Annotated in this window: 24 protein-coding genes; 16 read left to right on the top strand and 8 right to left on the bottom strand. The window is 64.4% G+C overall.

The window, feature by feature from the left end:
- Position 1 precedes the first annotated feature (1 nt).
- The 3 genes from LY622_RS19040 to LY622_RS19030 all read left to right on the top strand — a co-directional run bounded on the left by LY622_RS19040 (position 2) and on the right by LY622_RS19030 (position 3,481).
- Positions 2 to 1,327 (top strand): TRAP transporter large permease, encoded by a 1,326-nt coding sequence (locus LY622_RS19040; protein ID WP_234292309.1) that lies wholly within the window; start codon positions 2 to 4, stop codon positions 1,325 to 1,327.
- Between the two features lie 131 nt (positions 1,328 to 1,458).
- Positions 1,459 to 2,949 (top strand): cache domain-containing protein, encoded by a 1,491-nt coding sequence (locus tag LY622_RS19035; RefSeq protein ID WP_234292308.1) that lies wholly within the window; start codon positions 1,459 to 1,461, stop codon positions 2,947 to 2,949.
- The gene (locus LY622_RS19030) at positions 2,858 to 3,481 is read left to right on the top strand and encodes a response regulator transcription factor (protein ID WP_234292307.1); all 624 of its coding nucleotides are present in this window, start codon (positions 2,858 to 2,860) and stop codon (positions 3,479 to 3,481) included. Before LY622_RS19035 ends, LY622_RS19030 begins: the two co-directional genes overlap by 92 nt.
- A 32-nt stretch (positions 3,482 to 3,513) precedes the next feature.
- On the opposite strand, the gene nfo is transcribed toward LY622_RS19030, so the two are convergent.
- A complete protein-coding gene (gene nfo / locus LY622_RS19025) occupies positions 3,514 to 4,362 on the bottom strand; it encodes a deoxyribonuclease IV (RefSeq protein ID WP_234292306.1) in 849 nt (282 codons plus the stop codon).
- Between the two features lie 93 nt (positions 4,363 to 4,455).
- Here nfo and LY622_RS19020 point away from each other — a divergent pair, with 93 nt between their 5' ends.
- The 4 genes from LY622_RS19020 to pdxR are packed head-to-tail and all read left to right on the top strand — an operon-like array spanning position 4,456 to position 8,191.
- The gene (locus LY622_RS19020; protein ID WP_234292305.1) at positions 4,456 to 5,079 is read left to right on the top strand and encodes a LolA family protein; all 624 of its coding nucleotides are present in this window, start codon (positions 4,456 to 4,458) and stop codon (positions 5,077 to 5,079) included.
- Positions 5,080 to 5,100: 21 nt separating this feature from the next.
- A complete protein-coding gene (locus LY622_RS19015; protein ID WP_234292304.1) occupies positions 5,101 to 5,610 on the top strand; it encodes an SRPBCC family protein in 510 nt (169 codons plus the stop codon).
- A 57-nt stretch (positions 5,611 to 5,667) separates the two neighbouring features.
- Positions 5,668 to 6,678 carry a GGDEF domain-containing protein gene (locus LY622_RS19010; protein WP_234292303.1) on the top strand — a complete coding sequence of 337 codons (1,011 nt, stop codon included), beginning with the start codon at positions 5,668 to 5,670 and terminating at the stop codon, positions 6,676 to 6,678.
- A complete protein-coding gene (gene pdxR, locus LY622_RS19005; RefSeq protein WP_234292302.1) occupies positions 6,662 to 8,191 on the top strand; it encodes a MocR-like pyridoxine biosynthesis transcription factor PdxR in 1,530 nt (509 codons plus the stop codon). The genes LY622_RS19010 and pdxR overlap by 17 nt, the downstream gene beginning before the upstream one ends.
- Here the strand turns inward: pdxR and LY622_RS19000 are convergent.
- From LY622_RS19000 to LY622_RS18990, 3 genes are read right to left on the bottom strand one after another with little or no spacing between them, the layout of a single operon-like run.
- The gene (locus tag LY622_RS19000) at positions 8,188 to 8,955 is read right to left on the bottom strand and encodes a GNAT family N-acetyltransferase (RefSeq protein WP_234292301.1); all 768 of its coding nucleotides are present in this window, start codon (positions 8,953 to 8,955) and stop codon (positions 8,188 to 8,190) included. The genes pdxR and LY622_RS19000 overlap by 4 nt on opposite strands.
- Positions 8,952 to 9,563: an FMN-binding negative transcriptional regulator gene (locus LY622_RS18995; protein WP_234292300.1), complete on the bottom strand. Its 612-nt coding sequence runs from the start codon at positions 9,561 to 9,563 to the stop codon at positions 8,952 to 8,954. Before LY622_RS18995 ends, LY622_RS19000 begins: the two co-directional genes overlap by 4 nt.
- 11 nt (positions 9,564 to 9,574) lie before the next feature.
- Positions 9,575 to 10,039: a GNAT family N-acetyltransferase gene (locus tag LY622_RS18990; RefSeq protein ID WP_234292299.1), complete on the bottom strand. Its 465-nt coding sequence runs from the start codon at positions 10,037 to 10,039 to the stop codon at positions 9,575 to 9,577.
- 159 nt (positions 10,040 to 10,198) lie between these two features.
- Here LY622_RS18990 and LY622_RS18985 point away from each other — a divergent pair, with 159 nt between their 5' ends.
- On the top strand, positions 10,199 to 11,164 hold the full coding sequence (locus tag LY622_RS18985; RefSeq protein ID WP_234292298.1) for an AlkA N-terminal domain-containing protein: 966 nt from the start codon (positions 10,199 to 10,201) through the stop codon (positions 11,162 to 11,164).
- Positions 11,148 to 11,672 (top strand): methylated-DNA--[protein]-cysteine S-methyltransferase, encoded by a 525-nt coding sequence (ogt, locus tag LY622_RS18980; RefSeq protein ID WP_234292297.1) that lies wholly within the window; start codon positions 11,148 to 11,150, stop codon positions 11,670 to 11,672. The genes LY622_RS18985 and ogt overlap by 17 nt, the downstream gene beginning before the upstream one ends.
- Before the next feature lie 9 nt (positions 11,673 to 11,681).
- Here ogt and LY622_RS18975 read toward each other — a convergent pair whose 3' ends face one another.
- On the bottom strand, positions 11,682 to 12,173 hold the full coding sequence (locus LY622_RS18975) for a MarR family winged helix-turn-helix transcriptional regulator (protein ID WP_234292296.1): 492 nt from the start codon (positions 12,171 to 12,173) through the stop codon (positions 11,682 to 11,684).
- Positions 12,174 to 12,242: 69 nt separating this feature from the next.
- Between LY622_RS18975 and LY622_RS18970 the strand changes: the two genes are divergently transcribed.
- The 5 genes from LY622_RS18970 (at position 12,243) to LY622_RS18950 (ending at position 16,346) form a co-directional block, all read left to right on the top strand.
- Entirely contained in the window at positions 12,243 to 13,178 is a 936-nt protein-coding gene (locus LY622_RS18970) for a DMT family transporter (RefSeq protein WP_234292295.1), read from the top strand.
- Positions 13,179 to 13,353: 175 nt separating this feature from the next.
- Entirely contained in the window at positions 13,354 to 14,223 is an 870-nt protein-coding gene (locus LY622_RS18965) for a LysR family transcriptional regulator (protein ID WP_234292294.1), read from the top strand.
- A gap of 99 nt (positions 14,224 to 14,322) precedes the next feature.
- Positions 14,323 to 14,682, top strand: a complete 360-nt coding sequence (locus LY622_RS18960; RefSeq protein WP_234292293.1) for a YciI family protein — start codon at positions 14,323 to 14,325, stop codon at positions 14,680 to 14,682.
- A 9-nt stretch (positions 14,683 to 14,691) separates the two neighbouring features.
- Positions 14,692 to 15,939: an RNA polymerase sigma factor gene (locus tag LY622_RS18955; RefSeq protein ID WP_234292292.1), complete on the top strand. Its 1,248-nt coding sequence runs from the start codon at positions 14,692 to 14,694 to the stop codon at positions 15,937 to 15,939.
- A 44-nt stretch (positions 15,940 to 15,983) separates the two neighbouring features.
- Positions 15,984 to 16,346 carry a DUF1428 domain-containing protein gene (locus LY622_RS18950; RefSeq protein ID WP_234292291.1) on the top strand — a complete coding sequence of 121 codons (363 nt, stop codon included), beginning with the start codon at positions 15,984 to 15,986 and terminating at the stop codon, positions 16,344 to 16,346.
- Between the two features lie 70 nt (positions 16,347 to 16,416).
- Here the strand turns inward: LY622_RS18950 and LY622_RS18945 are convergent, their stop codons facing one another.
- Positions 16,417 to 18,396, bottom strand: coding sequence for an acyl CoA:acetate/3-ketoacid CoA transferase (locus LY622_RS18945; RefSeq protein WP_234292290.1), 1,980 nt, complete (start codon positions 18,394 to 18,396; stop codon positions 16,417 to 16,419).
- Between the two features lie 139 nt (positions 18,397 to 18,535).
- Between LY622_RS18945 and LY622_RS18940 the strand changes: the two genes are divergently transcribed.
- Positions 18,536 to 19,408 carry a bifunctional nuclease domain-containing protein gene (locus LY622_RS18940; RefSeq protein ID WP_234292289.1) on the top strand — a complete coding sequence of 291 codons (873 nt, stop codon included), beginning with the start codon at positions 18,536 to 18,538 and terminating at the stop codon, positions 19,406 to 19,408.
- A gap of 60 nt (positions 19,409 to 19,468) precedes the next feature.
- Here LY622_RS18940 and LY622_RS18935 read toward each other — a convergent pair whose 3' ends face one another.
- Positions 19,469 to 20,284, bottom strand: a complete 816-nt coding sequence (locus tag LY622_RS18935; RefSeq protein ID WP_234292288.1) for an acyl-CoA thioesterase — start codon at positions 20,282 to 20,284, stop codon at positions 19,469 to 19,471.
- Between the two features lie 64 nt (positions 20,285 to 20,348).
- Between LY622_RS18935 and tadA the strand changes: the two genes are divergently transcribed.
- Positions 20,349 to 20,840: a tRNA adenosine(34) deaminase TadA gene (gene tadA / locus LY622_RS18930; RefSeq protein ID WP_234292287.1), complete on the top strand. Its 492-nt coding sequence runs from the start codon at positions 20,349 to 20,351 to the stop codon at positions 20,838 to 20,840.
- On the opposite strand, the gene LY622_RS18925 is transcribed toward tadA, so the two are convergent.
- The gene (locus LY622_RS18925) at positions 20,817 to 22,793 is read right to left on the bottom strand and encodes a GGDEF domain-containing protein (protein ID WP_234292286.1); all 1,977 of its coding nucleotides are present in this window, start codon (positions 22,791 to 22,793) and stop codon (positions 20,817 to 20,819) included. The genes tadA and LY622_RS18925 overlap by 24 nt on opposite strands.
- Between the last annotated feature and the right edge of the window lie 12 nt (positions 22,794 to 22,805).

Below are 22,805 nucleotides of genomic sequence, written 5' to 3'. Positions count from 1 at the left end.
CATGGCCTTGGAATATTATGCGCTGGCCATGATCGTGGCCTTCTTCGTCCTGGTGATGACCGGCATTCCGGTTGGATTCGTGGTGGCCTTCGTCGGCTTCGTCTTCGGCTTCATCGGCTTCGATGGCTGGCTGTTCGAGCTGCTGCCTTCGCGGATCTACGGTGTCGTCTCCAACTACACCCTGCTGGCCATACCGCTGTTCGTCTTCATGGGCGTGATGCTGGAGCGCTCGAAGATCGCCGAGCGCATGCTCGACGTGATCGGCCACCTGTGTGGCGGCCTGCCGGGGGGCATGGCCCTGGCGGTGATCATCGTGGGCGTGCTGCTGGGGGCGGCGACGGGCATCGTCGGCGCGGCCATCGTCACCCTGACCCTGATGGCGCTGCCTACCCTGGTGCGGCGCGGCTACAAGAAGACGGTGGCCTGCGGCACCATCTGTGCCGCAGGCACCCTGGGGCAGATCATCCCGCCCAGCCTGGTGTTGCTGGTGCTCGCCGATATCATGAATCTCTCCGTCGGCAGCCTGTTCGCCGCGGCACTGGTGCCCGGCCTGCTGCTGGCCGGCATGTACCTGGCTTACCTGCTGGTACTGGCCTTCTTCTTTTCCGCCGATGTGCCCGCCATCGATGAGCAGGAGCGTGCCGCCGTCAGCAAGCGGGAGCTGTGCAAGGACTTCGCCAAGGTCGTGGTGCCGCCGCTGCTGCTGATCTTCGCCGTACTCGGCTCGATCATCGGCGGGGTGGCCGCTCCCACGGAGGCGGCATCGGTGGGGGCCGTGGGCGCCTTGCTGTTGACGATCGTCTCCGGTCGCATGTCGCTCCCGGTACTCTCCGATACCGTGAAGACCTCCCTGCGCATCAGCTGCATGATCTTCTTTGTGCTGATCGCCTCGCAGGTCTTCGCCCTGGCCTTCAGGGGCCTGGACGGCGAGTTCCTGATCGAGGCGATGTTCGAGTGGGTGCCGGGCGGCATGTACGGCACGCTGATCTTCATGCTGCTGCTGATCTTCTTCCTGGGGTTCTTCCTCGAGTGGATCCAGATCTCCTACATTGCCGTGCCACTGTTCTTGCCCTTCCTGGCAAGCCAAGGCGACATGTCCATGGTCTGGGTGGCCATCCTGATCGCCATGAACCTCCAGACGTCGTTCCTCACGCCGCCCTTCGGCTGGTCGTTGCTGTTCATGAAGGGCGTGGCGCCGCCGGGGATCACCACGGGTGATATCTACAAGGGTGCCATTCCCTTCGTGCTGATCCAGATCCTTGCCCTGGCGCTGATCATCGTCTTCCCCGGTGTGGTTCTGTGGTTGCCGGCGGTGGTAGGATGGTGAGTTGCCGCAAGCGTTAGTTACGAGTCTGAAAATCAGGCCCTGCCAATCCTTGTCCGGTAATTGAGGTTGGCGGGGCTGGTGGCTCGACAATAACTGTGGCTCAACAATAATAAGTAAACAGGTATACGCCAGTGTTCACGTTCAGAACCAAGCTGACACTGCTTACCTTGCTCCCGCTGTTGGTTCTCATCGTCGGCATGACTTTCCTGGCCATCCATCAGAGCGCGCGGTTGAGTGGGGTGCAGTCGGAAATCCTCAAGGACGGATTGCTGCAAGCCAAGAAGGCTGAACTGAAGAACTACATGGAACTCGCCTATACGGCGATCCGCGATATCTACGAAGACACTTCCCTGCCTGGAGACGTGGCTCAACGCCGGGTCGCGGATGCTTTCCATCGAATGGAGTATGGCTCCGATGGGTATTTCTTCGTCTACGACTACGAAGGACTGAGTATCGTCCATCCCCGGCTGGAGCATCTGGTAGGACAGGACCTGTGGAATTTTCGCGATGAGGATGGAAAATTCCTGATCCAGCGACTCGTCCAGCGCGCCCAGGAAGGGGGTGGTTTTACCGAATACCGCTGGGACAAGCCTTCCGGGGGGGAGTCGGTGCTCAAGCTGGGTTACTCCATTGGCCTGGATGAGTGGGGCTGGATGGTTGGCACCGGTCTTTACCTGGATGACATCGAGCAGGTCGTCAGCCAGATGGAGCACCATATGGTGGAGAACGCGCGCAAGACCATACTGCTGATGGCGTTCTTTACCGTCTCCTGCCTGCTCGTCATCGCCGTGATCGGCCTTGCGGTCAACATAAGCGAAGCACGAGTGGCGAATCGCAAGCTGGTCAAGATGGCGCAGAAGACCTTCAGTTTCCTGGAAAAGGAGCGGCGGCGGATTTCCCGTGAACTGCACGATGGCATCAACCAGCTACTGGTATCGGCACGCTTCAAGCTGGAGCGCATCGATGATGCCCTGGGCCGGGGCGACCATGTTGACGCCTCCTCCTCCCTGGCCGCGACCGATCGTATCCTTGAAACCGCAATTCAGGATCTCAGGCGGCTGGCCTATGACCTGCGCCCGAGCGTGCTCGACGACCTGGGGCTGGTCGCGGCTCTGGAGAGTCTCTGCTCGGACCTGGTGGAGCGCAAGCCGGTTCGGATCCATTTCGAGTCGAATATCGACAGCCGGCAGTGTCAGCCGGTGCTGGCAACGGCGCTGTATCGCATCACCCAGGAGAGCCTGCATAACATCGAGAAGCACGCCGGCGGGGCCCGCCAGGTCAAGGTGAAACTGGTGCGCCGCCGAAGCTGGGTCTACCTGGAAATTGCCGATGATGGCGAGGGCTTCGCCTGGCGTGCCGATCAGAGCCATGAGCAGGGGGGAACCGGCCTGGGGTTGCGCAACATTCAGGACCGGGTGGATCTGCTGGGCGGGCGCCTGACGATCGAGGCGGCGCCCGGCAGGGGCGTGTGTATCAGGCTCAAGGTGCCGTTTCACCGTGTTGCCGGCAAGACAAGCGGGGAGAGAGTCGATGGAAGGGTCTATACGCGTACTTTTGGCGGACGACCATCCGCTGGTGCTGGAAGGGTTGCGCTACCGGCTGGAGGCGCAGCAGGGCGTTGATCTCGTCGGAGTGGCCAGTTCAGGCCAAGAGTTGCTGGAGCGCGCCCGGGAGTTGCAGCCGGACGTGGTGGTGACGGACATCACCATGCCCGGTCTGTCTGGCCTCGAAGCGTGCAAGATTCTGAAGGAAACCTGTCCGGACATCCGGGTGCTGGTGCTGACCATGCACGACAACGAGGAGTACATCAGGCGCGCGGTGGCCTGCGGGGCGGCGGGCTACGTGCTCAAGGATGCGTCGGCGGAGCAGATGGTCTTTGCCCTGCGGGAGGTGGCAAGTGGGCGCAGCCATTTCGGCTCCGGCGTTTCCCGTGTGCTCCTCGAGGAGAAGCAGGATCGCCTGACGCCTCGCGAGACCGCCATCCTGAAGCTGATGTTCGAAGGCATGAGCAGCCGCGACATCGGTGAAGCACTCTCCATCAGTACCCGCACGGTGGAGTCGCATCGCAGCAATATCTATCGCAAGCTCAATACCAACTCCCTGGCGGGCCTGTTTCGCTATGCGATGCGGCATGGCCTGGTCGAGCTCGAGTAATCCCCGGACCACGGCTTCAAGCGGTTCTGCGGTCACCCATCGACCACCTGAGCGCGCAGCCAGGCGATCTCCTCGGCCCAGATCTCCGGCTCGATGGTCTCCAGCACCATGGGGATCTCGTCGATGCGCGGGTCTCGCATGATGGTGGCGAAGGCGTCTAGCCCGATATTGCCCCGGCCCAGGCTGTGATGGCGGTCGACCCGGCTGGCGTACTCGCTCTTGGCGTCGTTGAGGTGCATGCCGCGCAGGTACTCGAAGCCGACCACCTTGCCGAACTCGTCGAGGGTGGCGGTGCAGGCCTCGGGGGTGCGCAGGTCGTAGCCGGCGGCGAAGGCGTGGCAGGTGTCGATGCATACGCCGACCCGCGATTTGTCGTCGACCTGCTCGATGATTTCGGCCAGGTGTTCGAAGCGCCAACCCAGGTTGGTGCCCTGGCCGGCGGTGTTCTCGATCACTGCAACGACGCCGCGGGTCTCGGCCAGGGCATGGTTGATCGAGTCGGCAATGCGGGTCAGGCATTCACTCTCGCTGATCTTCTTCAGATGACTGCCGGGGTGGAAGTTGAGCAGGGTCAGGCCGAGCTGCTCGCAGCGCTGCATCTCGTCGAGAAAGGCGGCGCGGGACTTCTCGAGCCCCGCCCTGTCCGGGTGGCCGAGATTGATCAGGTAGCTGTCATGGGGAAGGATCTGCCCGGGCCCGAAGCCGTGCTGCTTGCAGGCGCTGCGAAAGGCCTCGATGGCGGTGTCCTCGAGGGGCTTGGCGCGCCACTGGCGCTGGTTCTTGGTGAACAGGGCGAAGGCGTCGGCACCGATCTCGACGGCGCGTAACACGGCCTGGTCGGGCCCGCCTGCGGCACTGACATGGGCGCCGAGGTATTTCATCTGACCTCTCCGTGGGTTGGGCAACGCCAATACGATAGCATGCACCCGCCATGGCCCTGCTAATATCAAAGGCAGGAGCCCGAGGAAACGTCTATGTTGCTGCTCGTTCTGGTGGCGATGAGCGCCTCTTTCGAGGAAGACCCTATCGCTGCGGCGCTGACACATGTCGATGCACTGTCGGGGTATCGTCTCACGCTGCGCAGCCAGGGCAGCGGTGGCGAGGAGGTCATCCGCTACAGCTATCAGCACCCCGGCTACATACGCATGGACATGGAAACGCCGTATCGTGGAGCGGTGCTGATCTATCGCCCCGATACCGGCAAGGTCCAGCTGTGGCCCTTCGGTTCGCCGGGCAGGCGGCCGGGGCTCTCCCTGCGCCCCACCAACCGCATGGTACGCAGCTCACGCGGGCATCGCGTGGACCAGTCCGACGTGGGCACGCTGCTGCGCAATGTGCAGCAGTTGCAGCAGCACGGCAGCGCACGCTTGCTCGAGCCGATGACGCTTGATGGACACTTGGTCAAGCATGTGGTGGTGGAGGCCGAACCCGGCCGAACGGTGCACGAGGTGGCGCGCTACGACCTGTGGCTTGACGAGGAGACGCTGTTCCCGCTCAGGGTGATCAGCTACGACCGGCGCGGCGAGCGCCTGGAAAGCGTGCACCTGGAAGACGTCGAGCTCGACCCTGCCTTCCCCCTCAATCATTTCTCGCCCTGACGTTCGTGCTGAGCAGCGCCCATGGCAAGTTTCGACTTCGATACCACCTGGCACATCGAGGCGCCGATCGGCGAGGTATTCAACGCCCTGACCGATTCGCTGCACTGGCCCGACTGGTGGCCTGGCCTGATCGACGTGCAGCCGCTCGTGGCCGGCAACGAGTACGGTATTGGGCGCACCCAGCACTTCGTCTGGAAGAGCCGGTTGGGCTATCATCTGCGCTTCGATATTCGCATCACCCGTGTATTCGAACCCTGCTTGATCGAGGGCATGGCGAGTGGCGATGTGGCTGGTCTTGGGAGTTGGCAGCTGCATGAGGAGAATCTTGGTACCCGGGTACGTTATCTCTGGCAGGTGCGTACGGTGCGTCCCTGGATGGGACTGCTGGCTCGGGTGGCGCGGCCGTTGGTCGTCTGGAATCATCAGGCCATGATGCGCGAAGGCCATGCGGGGCTGATACGACACCTGGCCAGGCTTGCGCCGCACCCGGACGGGGAGGTCGGGAGCTTGCCGCCGAGGGAGGGTTGGTAGCCATCAAGGCAAAAAGGTATGCTGCGTTCCACTCATTGAAGTGGCGATAGAGACGTCATGAAGGCCTCGCATAACAATAGCAAGCATGAGCGCCCGATAGGAGAGACCCATGATGGCGGCTCTCCCGCTGCCCCCTGTGAGCAGGTCCGGCGCGAACTCGAGGAGGCGCGCGCGGAGGTCGCACACCTCAAGCGCACCCTGCATCGTATTGAACAGGTCGCCCGGCTGGGTTATTGGCGAGCCAGCCTCAAGGCCAATGAGCTGTTCTGGTCCGAGGTGATTTACGACATCTTTGGCGTCGACCCCAAGACCTTCATGCCGAGTATTCATGCCTTCAAGGCCATGGTGCATCCCGAGGACCTGGAGAGTATCGAAGCCAGCATGGCTCGAGCCCAGGAGCATGGACACCATGATGTCGTGCATCGCATCATCCGTCCTGATGGCGAAATCCGCTGGGTGCACGAGCTGGCCGACTATGTGCCCGAGGGGGATGATCGGATTCTCATTGGCACGGTGCGTGACATCACCGAGCAGAAGAAACTCGAGCTGCGTCTGCGCCAGCTGTCGCGCACCGACGAGCTCACCGGACTATTCAACCGCCGATATTTCATGCAGCGGCTGGTGCAGGAGCTGGCTCGCTATCGCCGATACGACAGACCGACAGCGGTGGTGCTGTTCGACTTCGACCACTTCAAGCGTATCAACGATACCCATGGCCATCCCGCAGGCGATCAGGTGCTGGTGAGCGTGGGTAATCTGCTGCGCGAAAAGCTGCGAACGAACGATATCCCGGCACGGCTTGGCGGAGAAGAGTTTGCCCTCCTGCTGCCCGAAACCGATCTCGAGGAAGCCGTCGGTGTGGCGGAAAAAGTGCGCCAGCTGGTGCTTGCGCAAGCGTTCACCTCGGAGGAAGGGCACTGTTTCGGTGCATCGATTACCTGTGGCGTGTCGGCATTCCACGGCACCGAGGAGACGTTGGAGGCTATCCTGCATCGCGCCGACCAGAATCTCTATGAAGGCAAGCGAGCTGGGCGCAACCGGGTCGTTGCGGATGAGCGGGATCGTTAAGGGCGTGCCGTCCCGCGGATCTGCTCTCCTGGAACAGGCTGACGGACTGTCCGATGCGTTGGGCCTGGCGCTGGACAATCCATCGACACAACCCTTGACCTCGCGCCTCTATCACGCCATGCGCGAATGGATTCAGACGGGGCGACTGGGCAGCGGCCAGCGGTTGCCCTCCACCCGGCAGCTGGCCCAGGAGCTGGGCCTGGGGCGCAATACGGTACTGGCCGCCTTCGACCAGCTGCTGGCCGAAGGTTTCCTGGTAACCCGTCATGGTTCGGGCACATTCGTTGCCGACCTGCCGTTCCAGCATGAGACAACGGCTGACACCGCGTCATCGCCATCGGTAGTGGATGGCGACATGAGCCTCTCCGCACGTGGCACGGCGTTGCTTGCCTACTGTCCTACCCAGCAAGGGCGCCACCCGGCCTTCGTGCCCGGCGTGCCGGCGCTGGACCGCTTTCCCCATGCCCAGTGGCAGCGTTTGGTGCGCCGTCACCTGCAACACATGCCCATGGATTGGCTCGCCTATCAGATTCAGGGCGGTGTTCCGGCGCTGCGCGAGGCGCTGGCCGACTATCTGCAGCTGTCACGCTCGGTGCGCTGTCGCCCCGAGCAGATCCTGATCGTGCAGGGGGCCCAGCAGGGCTTCGAACTGATCGTGCGACTGTTGAGCGACAGCGGCGATGAAGTATGGCTCGAGGAGCCGGGCTACCATGGCGCCCAGGCCTGTTTCGCGGCGGCGGGGCTCGATATGCAGCCGGTGCCGGTAGACGATGAGGGCATGCAGATCGAGGCCCTCGACGATCCGGGGCATCCGCGGCTGATCTACGTGACACCCTCGCACCAGTATCCCAGCGGCGTGACCATGAGTCTCGCCCGGCGGCTGGCGTTGCTGGAAGCCGCTGAGCGACACGGGGCCTGGATCGTGGAAGACGACTACGACAGTGAATTTCGCTATGGCCAGCGGCCTGTTGCCGCCCTGCAGGGGCTGGTGGAAGACGCGCGGGTCATCTACGTGGGCACCTTCAGCAAGGTGATGTACCCCGGCCTGAGGTTGGGCTACCTGGTGCTGCCGGAGCCGCTGGTCGAGCCGTTTCGGCGGGCCAATGCCCGGCTCCATCGCGAGGGGCAGTACGCCGTGCAGGCCGCCCTGGCCGAGTTCATTGCTCGAGGCCATTTTTCTCGCCATGTGCGTCGTATGCGCGACTGCTACCGCAGGCGCCAGGCCCTGCTGCGCGAGGCCTTGGCGCCGGCCGTGGCACGGGGCCTGCGGTTATCCGAAGGGCAGGCCGGTATGCACCTGGTCGCCTGGCTCGACGATGCCGAACATGAGCGCAACCTGGTCGATCGGGCGGCGGGCGAGGGCATCTCACTGTCGCCGCTGTCGAGCTACTACCTGATCGCACCCGGCAGGCCTGGGCTGGTGTTGGGCTACGCCGGCACTATTGAGGCGGAGATCGAACGGGCAGGGCAGTGGCTGGCCCGAGAGTGGCTGAAACTGACGGATAATACCTAGCCTGCCATCAGCTTTGACAGCGAGCTCAGCTGCCTTCCCTCCGCATCGAAGTTCTCCGGCGCTAGCCAGCGCTCCAGGCGGGCCACGACGGCTGGCCATTCACTGTCGAGCAGGGAGAACCAGGCGGTATCGCGGCTATGCCCGTTCTCCACCCGATGCTGGCGGAAGATACCCTCGAAGCGAAAGCCCAGGCGCTCGGCGGCACGTCGCGAGGCGGCGTTGAGCGCATTGCACTTCCATTCGTAGCGCCGGTAGCCCAGTGCGAAGGCGTGGCGCATCATCAGCAGCATGGCTTCGGTGGCCGCCGGCGTGCGTCGTAGGGCTGGCGTGAAGTGAATGTGGCCGACCTCTATGCTGCCGTGCTCCGGAACGATATTGAGGTAGCTGGCCAGGCCCAGCGCCCGGCCGGGTGTCCGCTCGTCAGCCGTCTCGACGATGGCCTCAGTCGTCTCGACGATGGCATAGAACAGCGGGTCGTCGCTTTCCGACCTGGCCTCCAGCCAGGTGCGGTACTGGCCGGCATCGGCGAACGGCATGCCGCCGGAGTAGGTCCAGCGCGCCTCGGGGGCGTCGTGCGGGCCTTCGCCGGGGGCCAGGAAGGCGGCATGCAGCGAATCGGCATGACGTTCCGGCGCCAGTGGCTCGAGGCGAACCCGGCGACCCTGCAGCGCCATACGATCGGGCCGGCGTACCGGCTGCCAGGCGGGCAGGGCGGCGCCGACCGGTTGGCCATGCTCGTTGCGCTGCACATCGCTCGGGCTCATGTACCTTGCCCCTCTTTCGTCAGCTTCTGCATATGGCGCCATAGCTGGCGTGCCTGCGGATCGCGGCTTTCGGCCAGGGCCGCTTCGACGCCTTCCTGGTCGGCCCGGGAGCGCTGCAGGCCGAGCTTGGCCTTGCCCGTGAGCGTCTCGATGCGAAGGCGAAAGCCGACCACGCCGGCCTGCATCTTGGTCAGATACTCGTGCTCGCGGCCCAGCGAATCGAGCAGTGCGGGCTCGTAGTGCGCCAGGCTGCGGTCGAGCAGTGTCCGCGTGTCCTCTGTCCCCAGCAGTTCGAGGGTGCCTGTGGCATGCACGGCCAGGTAATTCCAGGTGGGCACGGCGGGCTGGCTGGCGTACCAGGACGGTGATATGTAGGCATGGGGGCCGCTGAAGATCGCCAGTGCCCGGTTGCCATCCAGCGTACGCCACTGGGGATTGGCCCGGGCGAAGTGGCCGTAAAGCGTGCCGAGTTCGCCTTCGCTGCGCTCCAGCATCAGGGGCAGGTGAGTGGCCGACAGCTCGGCATCGACCAGGGCGGCGAAGCCGTGCCGGTCGATCAGCTCCCAGGCCTGTTCGCGGTCGAGACGCATCGATGGGGGAACGTACATGGCGCCTCCGCTCAGCCCTGGTCTGCTTGCGTGTCGAACAGCAGGCCGTAGTGATAGAAGGTGGTATCGCGCTGCCAGCCCAATGACTCGTAGAGCGCCTGGGCGGTTCGATTGTCGATCTCGGTGGCGAGCTTGAGATGGCCGACGCCATGAGAACTGGCAAGCTCCCTGGCGGCCAGCATCAAGGCTCGGCCGACACCGCTGCTGCGTGCCTGGGGTGCGACGAACAGGTCGTTGAGCAGCCACAGCGGCGCCAGGCGCACGGTGGAAAGCAGCGGGTAGAGCTGAACGAAGCCCTGCAGCTCTCCCGCGGGGCTCTCGTGGACCAGGATGTACGAGTCGCCAAGCTCCAGGCGTGCCTGAAGGAATTGCCGGGCGCCCGCGAGGTCCGGTTTCTGGCGATAGAACTGCCGGTAGCCGTCGAGCAGTTCGCTGAGCGGGGCAAGGTCTTCGAGGGTGGCATGGCGGATGGACATGAATGGCTCCTCTCGTTTTCTGATGGGTGCCACCCAGTGTGAGGCGAAGTTGGCTCCTTGCTAAGGGCCAGTTCGAGGAGATTCTGGAGAGCCACTTAGCGTTGACATGCATATCTGAAAACCGCCAGCCATCCGCTGCGCTCGGGCTAGAATGGAGCCATGAATCTCTCGACCGAAACCGGGCGCCCCGGTGAAGCTTCCCACCTGCCCGAGCTGACGCTGCACTTGCCGTACCGGCCACCCTATGACTGGCAGGCGATACTGGCCTTTCTGGCGCGCCGGACCATTCCAGGGCTCGAGCGCATCGACGGGGAGTGCTATCACCGGGTCTTCCGGATGGGCGAGGTGGTCGGTAGCGTAAGCGTAAGCCATGTTCCCGCCGACAACGCCTTGCACGCTTCGATCCGGCTGCCCGAGGTCGCGGCCCTGTCGGGCGTCACGGTCCGGCTGCAGCGGCTCTTCGACCTGGAGGCCGATCCCGAGGCGATATGCCTGGGACTTGGCCACGATGTCACGCTGGCGCCGCTCGTGGCGAGCCGCCCCGGGCTGCGCGTGCCGGGCGGTTGGGACCCTTTCGAAGTCGCCGTACGGGCGATCCTCGGCCAGCAGGTCAGCGTCGATGCTGCTACGCGGCTGGCCGGGCGCCTGGTCGAACGTCTGGGTGAACGTTTGGCGGATCAGACGGAAACCGGCCTGGACCGACTGTTCCCATTGCCCGAACGCTTTACCTTCGACGAAATCAAGGCGCTCGGCATGCCTGGCGCGCGAGCCAATGCCCTGGTGGGGTTGGCGTCGGCCTACCGTGAGCGGCCGCAGCTGTTCGAGCGGCGGGATCTCGACGACACCGTGGCCCACCTGTGCGCCTTGCCCGGCATCGGCGCATGGACGGCCCACTACATCGCCATGCGCGGACTGCAGGAGAGCGATGCCTTCCTGCCTTCGGACGTGGCGCTGCAGCGGGCGCTGGCGGAACAGGGCCGGCGGCCCACACCGCGTGAGCTGCTTGCGCGTGCCGAGGCCTGGCGGCCCTGGCGCGCCTACGCCGTGATGCACCTATGGCACGCCGATGCGGGTACCACGGCAGCGCACCCACAACAGGAGATAAGCGATGCGACTCTGGCTTGACCTATTGCCGTCCCCCGTGGGCGAGCTGCGCCTGGTCGGCGACGACCAGGGCGCACTGCGAGCGCTGGAATTCGATAGCCACGATGAGCGACTGCACCGCCTGCTGGGTCGCCACTACCGCCACTACGAGCTCGTCAAGGGCACGGCGCCTGAAGCCATCCGACAGGCGCTGGAGGCCTACTTTGCCGGCGACCCGTCCCACCTCGATGCGCTGCCGGTGGCCACCGGCGGCACCGAGTTCCAGCGCCAGGTATGGCAGGCGTTGCGCGGCATTCCGGCCGGCACCACGATCAGCTATGGCGAGCTGGCCGCACGAATTGGTCGCCCCGGTGCCAGCCGCGCCGTGGGCCTGGCCAACGGCGCCAATCCGGTGGCCATCGTGGTGCCGTGCCATCGAGTGATCGGCGCCAACGGTACCCTGACCGGCTATGGCGGCGGGTTGCCGCGCAAGCGCTGGCTGGTGGAGCATGAGCGGGGGCTGGTGCAGGGGGAGCTGGCACTCGTCTAGCTCGGCCGCTCAGGTTTCATCGGCCAACCCTTCCAGCAGCTTGCCCAGCAGCTCACTCAAGGCTCGCTGTTCCTCGTGGCTGAGAGCGGCGAGCATCCTGGCTTCGTTCTCCACGTGACGTGGGACCATTCGGTTCATCAGCTCGAGCCCTTCCTCGGTCAGAGAGACCAAGGTGCCGCGCCGATCCTCGGGATTCGGCGAGCGCCGGATCAGACCCGCCTTCTCCAGCCGATCCAGCCGGCTGGTCATGCCCCCGGACGAGATCATCAGCGTCTCGAACAGCTGCGTCGGTCCCAGGCGATAGGGGGCTCCCGAACGCCGCAGCGTGGCCAGCACGTCGAACTCCCCCGCCTGTAGGCCGTACTCCTTGAAGAAGGACTGTAGCCGCTCCTGGGTGAGCGACTGCATGGTCTTCAAATACCCCACCACCTCCATCGGCAGCAGGTCGAGCTCGGGCATTTCCTGTTGCCATTGAGCAATGGCTTGCTTGACACGGTTCATAGGTGCGTTTATCTTTCCATCAAGATACTTTTTGGCAAGATTCTTTTTGCCGTTCTATAGGAGCCCATCATGGCGAACTCCACGACACCAAGCAACCGTACCGGCTGGTACGCCCTGGCCTGCCTGCTGCTGGTCGGCAGCCTGTTGGCTCTCTCGCTGGTCGTGGCCAAGCTCGCTGACAATGCCGGCGCGCCGCGCTTGAGCTTCCTGATGGTGGCGGTGGCCGGTGCCGGTCTACTGCTACTGGCGCTGGCTGCCGTACAGCGCCAGCCGATGAAGCTCAACCGACGCATCCTGGAGTACGGGGTGGTCTCGGGAGCGCTGTTCGCCCTGCCCAATGCGTTGGTCTTCCTGGCGGTACGCCACGTGGGTGCCGGCTTCATCTCCCTCAGCTTTGCCTTTCCGATTCTCCTGACCTGGATGCTGGCGGTAGGACTGGGCATGGAGCGCGTCAATGCGCTGCGGTTGCTGGGTGTCATGTTGGGTCTGACTGGCGGAGTGCTGCTGGCATGGGCCAAGGCGGGCGGTATGCAGGGCGCCCAGGGTTGGGCCGCCCTGGTTCTGGCGATTCCCTTGATCCTTGCGCTGGGCAATATCTATCGCACCCTGCGCTGGCCCGGTGAGACAGGGGCGGTGTACCTGGCGGCGCTGATGCTGCTGGGTGGAGCGCTGACGCTCGCCCCCTTCGTGCTGGTGTTCGAATCAGGGCAAGTACGGCAGCTGCTCGGCTGGGAAGTGATTCGTCTGCTGCTGGCGGAAGCCATGGTCTTCACCGTGCTCTACGTCTTCTACTTCGTGCTGCAGAAGATCGCCGGCCCCGTCTACCTCAGCCAGATCGGCATGGTGGCTGCCCTGGTCGGTACGCTGATCGCCGTCACGCTGCTTGGGGAGGCGGTACCTCCTTACCTGAGCCTGGCGGCGGCGCTGGTGGTCCTCGGCGCCTTCCTGTTTCACCGTGGCGCCTCGCGCCGCGACACCACTCCGCCTGCCACGGCGGACGCCTGACCCCTGGAGAAAATATTGCGAGGAAACTCATCCAGTGAACACGCTCTCTGAAGCGAGCTGTTGCTGACGAAGCACGGTGCTTCTTTATTTATCTGCTATCTTTCATTTCCAGTCGGGATGCGTGTTTAGTTGATACATAATAAACACAATCCCTTATTTATAGCGGATTATTATAATGCTTGATCTATTGCTGCTCCGTAGTTTCGTAACGATCGTCGAGGAGGGCAGTTTCACTGCCGCGGCCAACCGATTGCATCTTACCCAGCCTGCGATCAGTGGGCATCTGCGCCGCCTGGAATCACAGCTGGGCAAGCCGCTGCTGCAGCGAACGACGCGAAGTTTCCAACTGACCCCGGATGGAGAGAGTCTGCTGAGCTATGCCCGAGCAATGCTGACCCTCAATCGAGATGCCATAGCGCAGCTTGCGAGTTCGTCCTTTCATGGCTGCCTGCGTCTGGGAGTGGCTGAGGATCTTGCCCATGAGCGGCTAATGAAGACACTGAAGCGCTTTACGCAGCGTCACTCTCTGGCAAGCATCGAGGTGCGCGTTGGCATTCCATCGGACTTGCTGGCCTCTATGCGCCAAGGACATCTCGATATGGTACTGGGGGCGCAGTGCGGAGAGCAGGAGGCTGGCATCTGTCTTTGGCGGGAGCCGCTGGTCTGGGCCTGGGCCAAGGATGAGTCTTGGGAGCTTCCTTCGCCGCTGCCCCTGGCACTTTTCCCCGAGCCATGCCCGTATCGGGAAATCGCCCTGGCGCAATTGGCGATGGCGGGAATCGTCCAGCACACCGTCGTGCTGTGCATGAGTGGTGCTGGCATGCGCGCCGCCGCCGCCAGCGGTTTTGCCATTGCTCCCATGCCGCTCAGCCAGCTGGGGCCGGGGCTGGTCGCTCTTTCATCCGAACATGGACTGCCATCGCTGCCGGATGCCGAGGTCAGGCTGATCACTGAGGGTAGCGCCGATGAGCAGGGGTTGCTGGCGGCATTGACGGATGCCCTGGTCACCGAGCTGGCTCCGGCGCGGATGGTCGAGACGGCCTGAAGTCATCACCTGCGAGTCGCCTGGCCTGTCGATTCATCGTGCCGCCGTTCGATCTCTCATCAGGCAGCCATGAGGCTGCGCTTACCAGGAGACAATGCCATGCAATACATGCTGATGTGCTGTATCGACGAGGCGCTGTGGAACGGCCTGCCCGATGCCGAGCGAGACTCCGTCATGAACGATTACCACGCCCTGATCCAGGAGATGGTCACCAGTGGCCACTACCGTGGCGGCGCTCGGCTGCAGTCGGTGGATTCGGCCACCACCCTGCGCGAGCAGAACGGCAAGGTGGTGACGCTGGACGGCCCCTTCGCCGAGAGCCGCGAACAGCTGGGCGGCTTCCATGTGGTGGAGTGTCGCGACCTGGACGAGGCCCTGGCGCTGGCCCGGCGCATTCCGCCGCTGCGGGTCGGCGGTTCGGTCGAGGTAAGACCGGTGGACCCCGCCTATCGACTATGAGGGGCTTGAGTGACCCTGGACGATCTCTATCGCCGTGAGTATGGCCGTGTGTTGGCCAGCCTGATTCGCCGGTTCGGTCACTTCGAACTGGCGGAGGATGCCGTGCAGGCGGCCTTCGAGGCGGCGATGGTGCAGTGGCCGGCGCAGGGCTGGCCACCGAACCCGACCTCGTGGTTGATCTCCACGGCCCGCCACAAGGTGGTCGACCAGTTGCGTCATCAGCAGATGCGCGAGCGCAAGGGCGATGAACTGCGCCAGCACCTGGCGCTGCTGCTCGAGCGCGACCTCGAGGCCGAGCCGCTCGACAGCCTGCGCCTGATCTTCGCCTGCTGCCATCCGGCCCTCGCACGACCGGCCCAGGTAGCATTGACGCTGCATACCCTGGGCGGATTGCGTACCGAGGAAATCGCCCGCGCCTTCATGGTGCCGGTGCCGACCCTGGCCCAGCGGCTGGTGCGGGCCAAGGCCAAGATTCGCGACGCCGGCATTCCCTTCGAGGTGCCCGACGACACGGCCCTGGGCGAGCGCCTGGAGTCGGTACTGGCGGTGATCTACCTGATCTTCAACGAAGGCTACGCGTCCAGCTTCGGCGACGACTGGGTGCGTGGCGACCTCTGCGCCGAAGCGATTCGCCTGGGACGAATGCTGGTGCGGCTGCTGCCGGCGGAGCGCGAGGCGCGCGGCCTGTTGGCGCTGATGCTGCTGCACCATTCCCGGCGCGACGCCCGTACCGACGATAGCGGTGACATCGTGCTGCTGGAGGAGCAGGATCGCGCGCGCTGGTACCTCGATGAGATCGAGGAGGGGAGTGCCCATGTCCAGATAGCGCTGCGCGGTGGCGTGCCCGGCGGCTATGCGGTGCAGGCCGCCATTGCCGCGCTGCACGCTCAGGCGCTGACGCCGGCAGAGACCGACTGGCGGCGCATCGCCTCGCTCTACAGCCTGCTTTATGCCATCCAGCCCACACCGGTAGTGGCACTCAACCGGGCCGTGGCGATCGCCATGGCCGATGGGCTGGAAGCGGGCCTGGAACAACTCGAGAAGATCCACCTGCCCGATTATCACCTGTTGCCCGCGACACGCGCCGACCTGCTGCGACGGCTGGGCCGCCATGATGAGGCGGCGGCGCATTACCGCCAGGCGCTGAAACTCGTGACCCACGGTGCCGAGCGGCGTTTCCTCGAGCGCCGCCTGCGCGAGGTGCTGGCGAACGCCGCCGATGTCGATTCGTCGCTGGCTGGTTCGAAAGGGGGGTGAGTCTTCTTTTGGCTCATCCCAGACATCACTCAGGAGACATTCCCATGAGCTACGTCGATGGTTTCGTATTGCCGGTTCCTGAAGGTAACCTCGAGGCGTATCTGGACATGGCCCGGCGGGCCGGCGAGGTCTGGCGCGAGCATGGTGCGCTGGAGTACGTGGAGTGTGTGGCCGACGACGTCAAGCCGGGGGAGCACACTTCCTTCCCCCAGAGCGTCAAGCTGGAGCCGGGAGAGACGGTGATCTTCTCCTGGATCCTCTACGCCTCGCGGGAGGAGCGCGATCGCATCAATGCCAAGGTGATGGAGGACCCGCGCATGGCGGACATGATGGATCCGGCCAACCACCCCTTCGATGGCAAGCGCATGATCTGGGGCGGCTTCACGGAAATATTGCGGCTTCCCTGAGCCTGACCTGTAGCCGCCATGCCTGGAATCAAGGGTGGAAGGCGAAACCGATGGAAAAGTCGGCTGGAGGTCACTCCTCGTCTCTTAGATGCTGGCGGGCCTCCTGGGCGCTCTCGTAGATATGAGGAGCTACGGCGCGCTCCTCCAGGGCATGGCCGAGCTTCCTGCGCATGAAGCTGCTGGTGGTATAGCGGGTGACCCGATGATAGAAGCGATGCTCGAGGTCGCTGACCATGGCCGTGTACTCAGCGAGCAGGGATTCGTCGATACGGAAGTGGTCATAGTTGACGACGGCATACACCTTTCGACCCAGTGGCGCCAGACAGGCTTCCACGGTATCGCGGATCGTGGCGATATCTTCCCGAGACGTGACCTTGAGGTTCTCGAAGTTGATGAACAGCACGTCGGCGGCCTCGTCGAAGTGGAAGCGTTGCGCCAAGGGTAGCTCCAGCAGCAGCTCCCGAAGGCCCATGGGGGCGGTGCGAAAGATGCGTTCATCCATCATCCTGGGTGGCGTGGGCATCAGCGGCTTGAAATCCATCAAGGCCAGGATGTCACGTTCCATGTCGACGCCTGGAGCGATCTCGATCAGTTGGATGCCAGCCGTGGTGAGTTCAAAGACACAGCGTTCGGTGACGTAGCGCACCGGCTTGCCGTCCGCTGCGGCAAGCTGGCCGCTGAAGGTGCGATGCTCCACCTCAGTGACGAACTTGTGCATGCCGCCCTCGGGAAGCCGCAGCGCGCCGTCGATGATGGCGAGCGCTTCCTTCGTGGCCACGAAGGTGCCCATGAACACCACCTTGCGGGCATTCTGGCTGATATTGATGAAGCCTCCGGCGCCGGCCAGGCGAGTGCCGAACTTCGAGACATTGACGTTGCCTGCGGCATCGACCTGGGCCATGCCCAGGAAGGCGATATCCAGGCCACCACCGTCATAGAAGTCGAACTGGGCCGGCTGGTCGATGATCGCCTGGGTATTGAGCGCGGCGCCGAAGTTGAGCCCGCCGGCGGGCAGGCCGCCGATTACGCCGGGTTCGGCGGTCAGGGTCAGCAGTTCCAGGATGCGCTCTTCGCTGGCCACCGAGCTGATGCCCTCGGGCATGCCGATGCCCAGGTTCACCACGCTGTTGGGAATCAGTTCGAAGGCCGCGCGCCGGGCGATGATCTTTCGGGTAGAGAGCGCCAGCGTTTCGGGAACGGCCATGGGGGCCTTGATTTCGCCTGAGAAGGCCGGGTTATACGCGGTACTGAAGGTTTGCCAGTGATGTTCCGGCACATCGCAGATTACGATGCAGTCCACCAGGATGCCGGGTATACGTACGTCCTTGGGGTGCAGGGTGCCGCGCTCGGCGACTCTCTCCACCTGGACGATCACCACGCCTCCCGAGTTGCGCACCGCCGTGGCGATGGCCAGCGACTCCAGCACCAGGGCCTCACGTTCCATGGTCACGTTGCCCAGGGTATCGGCGGTCGTGCCGCGCAGCAGTGCGACCTGCAGCGGCAGGGCCGGATAGAAAAGGTATTCCTCGCCATTGATGGGCAATAGCGTGACCCGCTCCTCCACGGTCGCGTCGTTGATCTTGCCGCCGCCCAGGCGCGGGTCGACGAAGGTGCCGAGACCAACCCGCGTCAGGGTGCCGGGCTTGCCGGCGGCGATGTCGCGGAACAGGTGCGAGATCACGCCCTGGGGCAGGTTCCAGGCCTGGATGCTCCCCTTGATGGCGAGCTTCTGTAGCTTGGGTACCAATCCCCAGTGCCCACCGATCACCTTGGCCACCAGCCCTTCATGGCCAAGGTGATTGAGCCCTCGGGTCTTGCCATCTCCCTGACCCGCCGCATACATCAGCGTGAGGTCCCGTGGCTGACCGGTCTTGAGAAAGCGTTGTTCCAGGGCCACGGCCAGATGCTCGGCAAAGCCGATGCCGACGAAGCCCCCGGTGGCCACGGCATCGCCATCGCGGATCAGCTCGACGGCCTCCTCTGCGGTGACGACCTTGCCTTTCTCGTTGAAGGGGCGACGGGACAGCAGCGGGTGAGTCTGGCGGTTCATGGGCTTGGCTCCTGTTGTTGTCCCGATACGTTATCACCGGAGGTTGTCTTGTGGTGATAGCCTCATGGCAGAGATCGGGGTCGGGTGCCATCCTGAGGGAGACACCCCTATAGCCGAATGCCGGTAATCGAGGAGGCTTATGAGACTGCCACTGTTCTGGCGCTACCTGGCGTCACTGTGCCTGGGTGGCCTGCTGCTGCTTGGCGCGCACGCGGCCGGTGCCCGCGAACTCGCCGCCGAGCCCGAAGACATGGTCGAGGTCGAGATCGCCACCGTAGGCATGGCCGGCTTCGGTGGGCCGCCGGTGGTGCTCCTGCGCGAGCCGGGCAGCCAGGATGTCATACCGATATTCATCGGCCCCAACGAGGCCGGTGCCATCCTGCGTGGCCTGGGCGGGGAGCGCGCCCCGCGTCCCATGACCCATGAGCTGCTCGGTGACGTCCTCTCGGGCGTCGAGGTGACGCTGGAGCGGATCTATGTCGATGCCATCGTCGACAATACCTTCCTCGGCATGCTGGAGCTGCGCGTTCAGGGCCGCGAGGAGCCGGTACTGATCGACAGCCGTCCCAGCGATGCCATCGCCCTGGCGCTGTATGCGGGAGCGAGCATTCATGTCGCGCCCCAGGTGCTGGAGGCGGCGCGGCAGATCGAGTACGAAGGGTTGGACGATCAGGTGGTGGCCGCGCTGGGTATCACGGTAACGCCGGCGGACGATGATCTGCGCGAAGCGCTCGGCCTCCCCGATAGAGAGGGCGTGCTGGTCAGCGACACTCACGGCCCAGCCGCAGAGGCCGGTATGGAGCCCGGTGCCTTCATACTCGAAGTGAATGGCGAAGTGCCGACCACGCCCATGCAGTTTCTCGAACTGGTGCGCGACACCCCGCGGGGCGAAGATGCCCGGCTGCGCTACTGGCAGGCAGGGGAGGAGCATGAGCTGGAACTCTCCACCGACGTGCCGACCCCCCGCGCGGTGCCCCGCGAGCGCCCGGAGGAGCTTGGTATCCAGGCTTGATTCGACAACGTCACCGGGCCGCCTCCGCTCCCTTTGCAGGCGGCCCGGCTCCATGGCCGGTCATGAGCGCAAGCGAGTCAGGCCCTCCTGGGCGGTAGAGGCGACCAGCCGGCCGCTGCGGTCGAAGATGTTGCCGCGGGCCAGGCCGCGTGCGCCACCCGCCCAGGGGCTCTCCATGTCGTAAAGCAGCCAGTCGTTGATCTTCATGTCGTGATGAAACCACAGTGCGTGGTCGAGGCTGGCGATCTGAAGCCTGGGGTCGCGGAAGGTGATGCCGTGGGGCACCAGGGCCGTGGTCAACAGATTGAAATCCGAGCTGTAGGCCAGCAGGTAGCGGTGCAGGGCAGGGTCGTCGGGCAGTTTGCCGGTGAGGCGGAACCACAGCCGCTTGCGCGAGGGCTGGCCAGGTTCGGCTGCGTCACCCAGGTGCAGGAACTCGATGGGATGGCCGGGAAAGCGCTCCAGGCGAGCGTTCGGGTCCTGGACCAGTGCTTCGGGAAGGGTGACTTCGGGCATGGCCATCTGGTGGGCCATGCTCTCTTCGTTGCCATGGAAGGAAGCGCTGCAGAAGAAGATCGGGCGCCCCTTCTGGATGGCGGTGACGCGTCGCGTGGTAAAGCTGGCGCCATCGCGTACGGCATCGACCTGATAGACTACCGGGCGATGGGGGTCGCCGGGCCGCAGGAAGTAGCCGTGCAGTGAATGAACCTGTCGCTCGGCATCCACTGTCTGCGTGGCGGCCGAGAGCGCCTGGCCGAGTACCTGGCCACCGAACAGCTGGGGCAGGCCAAGGTCCTGGCTGTGGCCGCGAAACAGGTTTTCCTCGATCTCTTCCAGGCCGAGCAAGGCAACGAGAGCATTCAGGGCGTCGCTCATGGGCATCCTCAGGGGTGTATCATACGATTGTTTAATAGTATCAGCATACACGGAGTCCGAACCGATGCGCAGTGACGAATTCTACATGCATCGGGCGCTGGACCAGGCGCGGGAAGGGCTGGCTGCCGGCGAGGTGCCGGTGGGTGCGGTGGTGGTGGATGCGGCCGGCGAGATCGTTGGAGCCGGCTACAATGCGCCGGTGTCGTGCCATGATCCCAGCGCCCATGCCGAGGTTCGCGCACTGCGTGACGCGGGAGCCCGACTGGGCAACTATCGGCTCGACGGCTGCACGCTGTACGTTACCCTCGAACCCTGCCTGATGTGCACCGGGGCGATCATCCATGCCCGTATCGCGCGGTTGGTCTATGGTGCTGCGGAGCCACGTACCGGCATGGTGGAATCCAAGGCCAACCTCTTCGTCCAGCCCTGGCACAACCATCGGGTCGCGGTGGAAGGCGGGGTGTTGGCCACGCGTGCCGCCCGGCTGCTCAAGGACTTCTTCGAGGCCCGGCGCGAGAAGGGCACGGCCTCTTCAGGCTTTCTCGATGACGGTTAAGGCTGGGGCGACCCTGACCCGATTGCGTCCTTCGGCCTTGGCGCGGTAGAGCGCGTCGTCGGCGGCCTGCATGAGAGTGGCGACGTCAAGCGGGCCGTCGGCCAGGGTGACGACGCCGAAACTGGCCGTCAGGGGCTTGCCATCGTGATGCCGTAGCTCGGCGTCCTGCAGGCGTTGACGCAGTGTTTCGGCAATCTCCCGTGCCTGCGCAGGGGCGGTCAGCGGTAGGCAGGCAACGAACTCTTCTCCACCGTAGCGGGCGAACAATCCGCCGTGCGGTTCGAGCACTTCGCGTCCGATCCGGCCCAGTTGATCCAGGTAGCGGTCACCGATCAGGTGGCCCTGGTGGTCGTTGATGCGCTTGAAATGGTCGACGTCGCAGATCAGCACGCTCAGCGGACGCTGCGTGGCGTTGGCATCGAGTGTTTCCATGAACAGGCGGCGGTTGGGTAACTGGGTCAGTTCATCATGCCGGGCCAGCCACTCGACCTCTTGCTGGAGCTGGCTGCGGGTGCGAATTTCGCGTCGCAACTCGGTGTTGGCAGAGTGAACCTTGCGATGCTGGCGTGCGAGACGTGTGTAGCCGTGCAGTACCAGATAGAGAAGGTAGGCCAGGGTCAGTCCGATGACGAGAGTGACGACAGGATGCCGAGGCAGCTGCTGCAACAGGCGGGAGTGGCTGGGCTGAACGCTCAGGCCCAGCGGTGTGCCGGCCACGTCGAGCTGTACCTCGTGCTGCCAGGGGCCGAGGCGAGTCTCGGGCATGAGGCTGGCCAGGACCTGATCGTCCTGGGTGAGCAGAAGGCTGGTGTGTTGCTTGTCCACCTTGCTGAACAGCATTTCGGCCAGCATCGGCAGGCTGATGACCATGGCCACGGCCCCCAGGGTGCGCTGTTCATCCAGCGGGATCGGCAGATAGTGAATGATCCCGGGAACGCCCTGCAGCAGCATGATGACGTCCGTGCGCCCGATGCGCTGCTCGAGGAGTGCACGACTGACCGCTTCGCGCCCGGCAGGCTGGGCATCGAACAGGCGGGCGCCCAAGGCCCGGTGATTGATGTCGTTGAACGGGTAGATTCGCGTGAGGCGGCTGTCGGGGTCGACGAAGGCGATATTGAGCAGGTAGCGAAAGTCGCGGTGGTAGAGCGCCGCCTGCTTGGCCCACTCGGCCTGGCTGGGCGGGGTGTCGAACAGGGTCCAGATGTTGGCGAAGCGCTCCACGGCGGCCAGGTGGTCCTGGATATCACGCGTCAAGCGGTCGCCGAGCTGGCGGGCTTCCGTTTCGACGGTGGCATGCAGCTCACGCTCGGTGACGGCCTTCTGGTGATGCCACAGCAACAGCACGGCCAGGACGAGAATCAGTGACGGTGCCAGCGCGCGCCTGAGGGCGGCAGCATGAGCCCGCCAGCCCGGCAGGGCCGCCATGCCCAGGCCGACCAGCAGCGTTGCCATGGCCAGCGTGGGCCATGGCCCGGCCGCTGACCGCAGCAGTTGAGTCTCGAGGCCCGTTCTGCCAAGCAGGCCCTGTACGCCCAGCAGGAGCGCGGCCATGATCAGCAGCAGCGGGCCGCCCAGCGTGGAGCGGGTACGCGTGGTGATCAGTATGGCAAGCAGGATCAGGCTCAGGGTCGTCAGCAGCGACGGGCGCCAGGCCTCCAGCGTCAGCTCTGCGGCCAGGCCGCGACTCATGTCGTCCCAGCGCGACAGCGGCACCCAGTACTCCGGCAACGCATAGCTGGCCAGTGCCAGGGTCAACGGCAGCAGGCTGAACCCTACCAGTGTCTTCGCTGGCGCATGCCAGCCTCGCAGCCGCATCAGCTTGGCCAGGACGAGCATGCCGGTGAGCCCGAGTGCGACGCGCTCATGCAATGGTTGCCCATCATCTTCGAGCACGACACCGAAGACGAGGGGCACGATGGCCAGGCAGGTAAAGAAGGCGGCATGGCGATACATGGTCACGCTCTT

It is taken from the genome of Halomonas alkalisoli (assembly GCF_021412585.1).
Taxonomy (GTDB): Bacteria; Pseudomonadota; Gammaproteobacteria; order Pseudomonadales; family Halomonadaceae; genus Halomonas; species Halomonas alkalisoli.
This window is presented reverse-complemented; position numbering and strand designations above follow the sequence as displayed.

Excerpts from the sequence above, each read along its gene's own strand:
- LY622_RS18960 (WP_234292293.1), top strand. The coding sequence starts at position 14,323 with ATGCAATACATGCTGATGTGCTGTATCGACGAGGCGCTGTGGAACGGC.
- tadA (WP_234292287.1), top strand. The coding sequence starts at position 20,349 with ATGCGCAGTGACGAATTCTACATGCATCGGGCGCTGGACCAGGCGCGG.
- LY622_RS19015 (WP_234292304.1), top strand. The coding sequence starts at position 5,101 with ATGGCAAGTTTCGACTTCGATACCACCTGGCACATCGAGGCGCCGATC.
- LY622_RS18965 (WP_234292294.1), top strand. The coding sequence starts at position 13,354 with ATGCTTGATCTATTGCTGCTCCGTAGTTTCGTAACGATCGTCGAGGAG.
- LY622_RS18935 (WP_234292288.1), bottom strand. The coding sequence starts at position 20,284 with ATGAGCGACGCCCTGAATGCTCTCGTTGCCTTGCTCGGCCTGGAAGAG.
- LY622_RS18995 (WP_234292300.1), bottom strand. The coding sequence starts at position 9,563 with ATGTACGTTCCCCCATCGATGCGTCTCGACCGCGAACAGGCCTGGGAG.
- LY622_RS18945 (WP_234292290.1), bottom strand. The coding sequence starts at position 18,396 with ATGAACCGCCAGACTCACCCGCTGCTGTCCCGTCGCCCCTTCAACGAG.
- LY622_RS19010 (WP_234292303.1), top strand. The coding sequence starts at position 5,668 with ATGAAGGCCTCGCATAACAATAGCAAGCATGAGCGCCCGATAGGAGAG.
- ogt (WP_234292297.1), top strand. The coding sequence starts at position 11,148 with ATGCGACTCTGGCTTGACCTATTGCCGTCCCCCGTGGGCGAGCTGCGC.
- LY622_RS19020 (WP_234292305.1), top strand. The coding sequence starts at position 4,456 with ATGTTGCTGCTCGTTCTGGTGGCGATGAGCGCCTCTTTCGAGGAAGAC.
- LY622_RS18925 (WP_234292286.1), bottom strand. The coding sequence starts at position 22,793 with ATGTATCGCCATGCCGCCTTCTTTACCTGCCTGGCCATCGTGCCCCTC.
- LY622_RS18940 (WP_234292289.1), top strand. The coding sequence starts at position 18,536 with ATGAGACTGCCACTGTTCTGGCGCTACCTGGCGTCACTGTGCCTGGGT.
- LY622_RS19030 (WP_234292307.1), top strand. The coding sequence starts at position 2,858 with ATGGAAGGGTCTATACGCGTACTTTTGGCGGACGACCATCCGCTGGTG.
- pdxR (WP_234292302.1), top strand. The coding sequence starts at position 6,662 with ATGAGCGGGATCGTTAAGGGCGTGCCGTCCCGCGGATCTGCTCTCCTG.
- nfo (WP_234292306.1), bottom strand. The coding sequence starts at position 4,362 with ATGAAATACCTCGGCGCCCATGTCAGTGCCGCAGGCGGGCCCGACCAG.
- LY622_RS18985 (WP_234292298.1), top strand. The coding sequence starts at position 10,199 with ATGAATCTCTCGACCGAAACCGGGCGCCCCGGTGAAGCTTCCCACCTG.
- LY622_RS18970 (WP_234292295.1), top strand. The coding sequence starts at position 12,243 with ATGGCGAACTCCACGACACCAAGCAACCGTACCGGCTGGTACGCCCTG.
- LY622_RS18975 (WP_234292296.1), bottom strand. The coding sequence starts at position 12,173 with ATGAACCGTGTCAAGCAAGCCATTGCTCAATGGCAACAGGAAATGCCC.
- LY622_RS19000 (WP_234292301.1), bottom strand. The coding sequence starts at position 8,955 with ATGAGCCCGAGCGATGTGCAGCGCAACGAGCATGGCCAACCGGTCGGC.
- LY622_RS19040 (WP_234292309.1), top strand. The coding sequence starts at position 2 with ATGGCCTTGGAATATTATGCGCTGGCCATGATCGTGGCCTTCTTCGTC.
- LY622_RS18950 (WP_234292291.1), top strand. The coding sequence starts at position 15,984 with ATGAGCTACGTCGATGGTTTCGTATTGCCGGTTCCTGAAGGTAACCTC.
- LY622_RS18990 (WP_234292299.1), bottom strand. The coding sequence starts at position 10,039 with ATGTCCATCCGCCATGCCACCCTCGAAGACCTTGCCCCGCTCAGCGAA.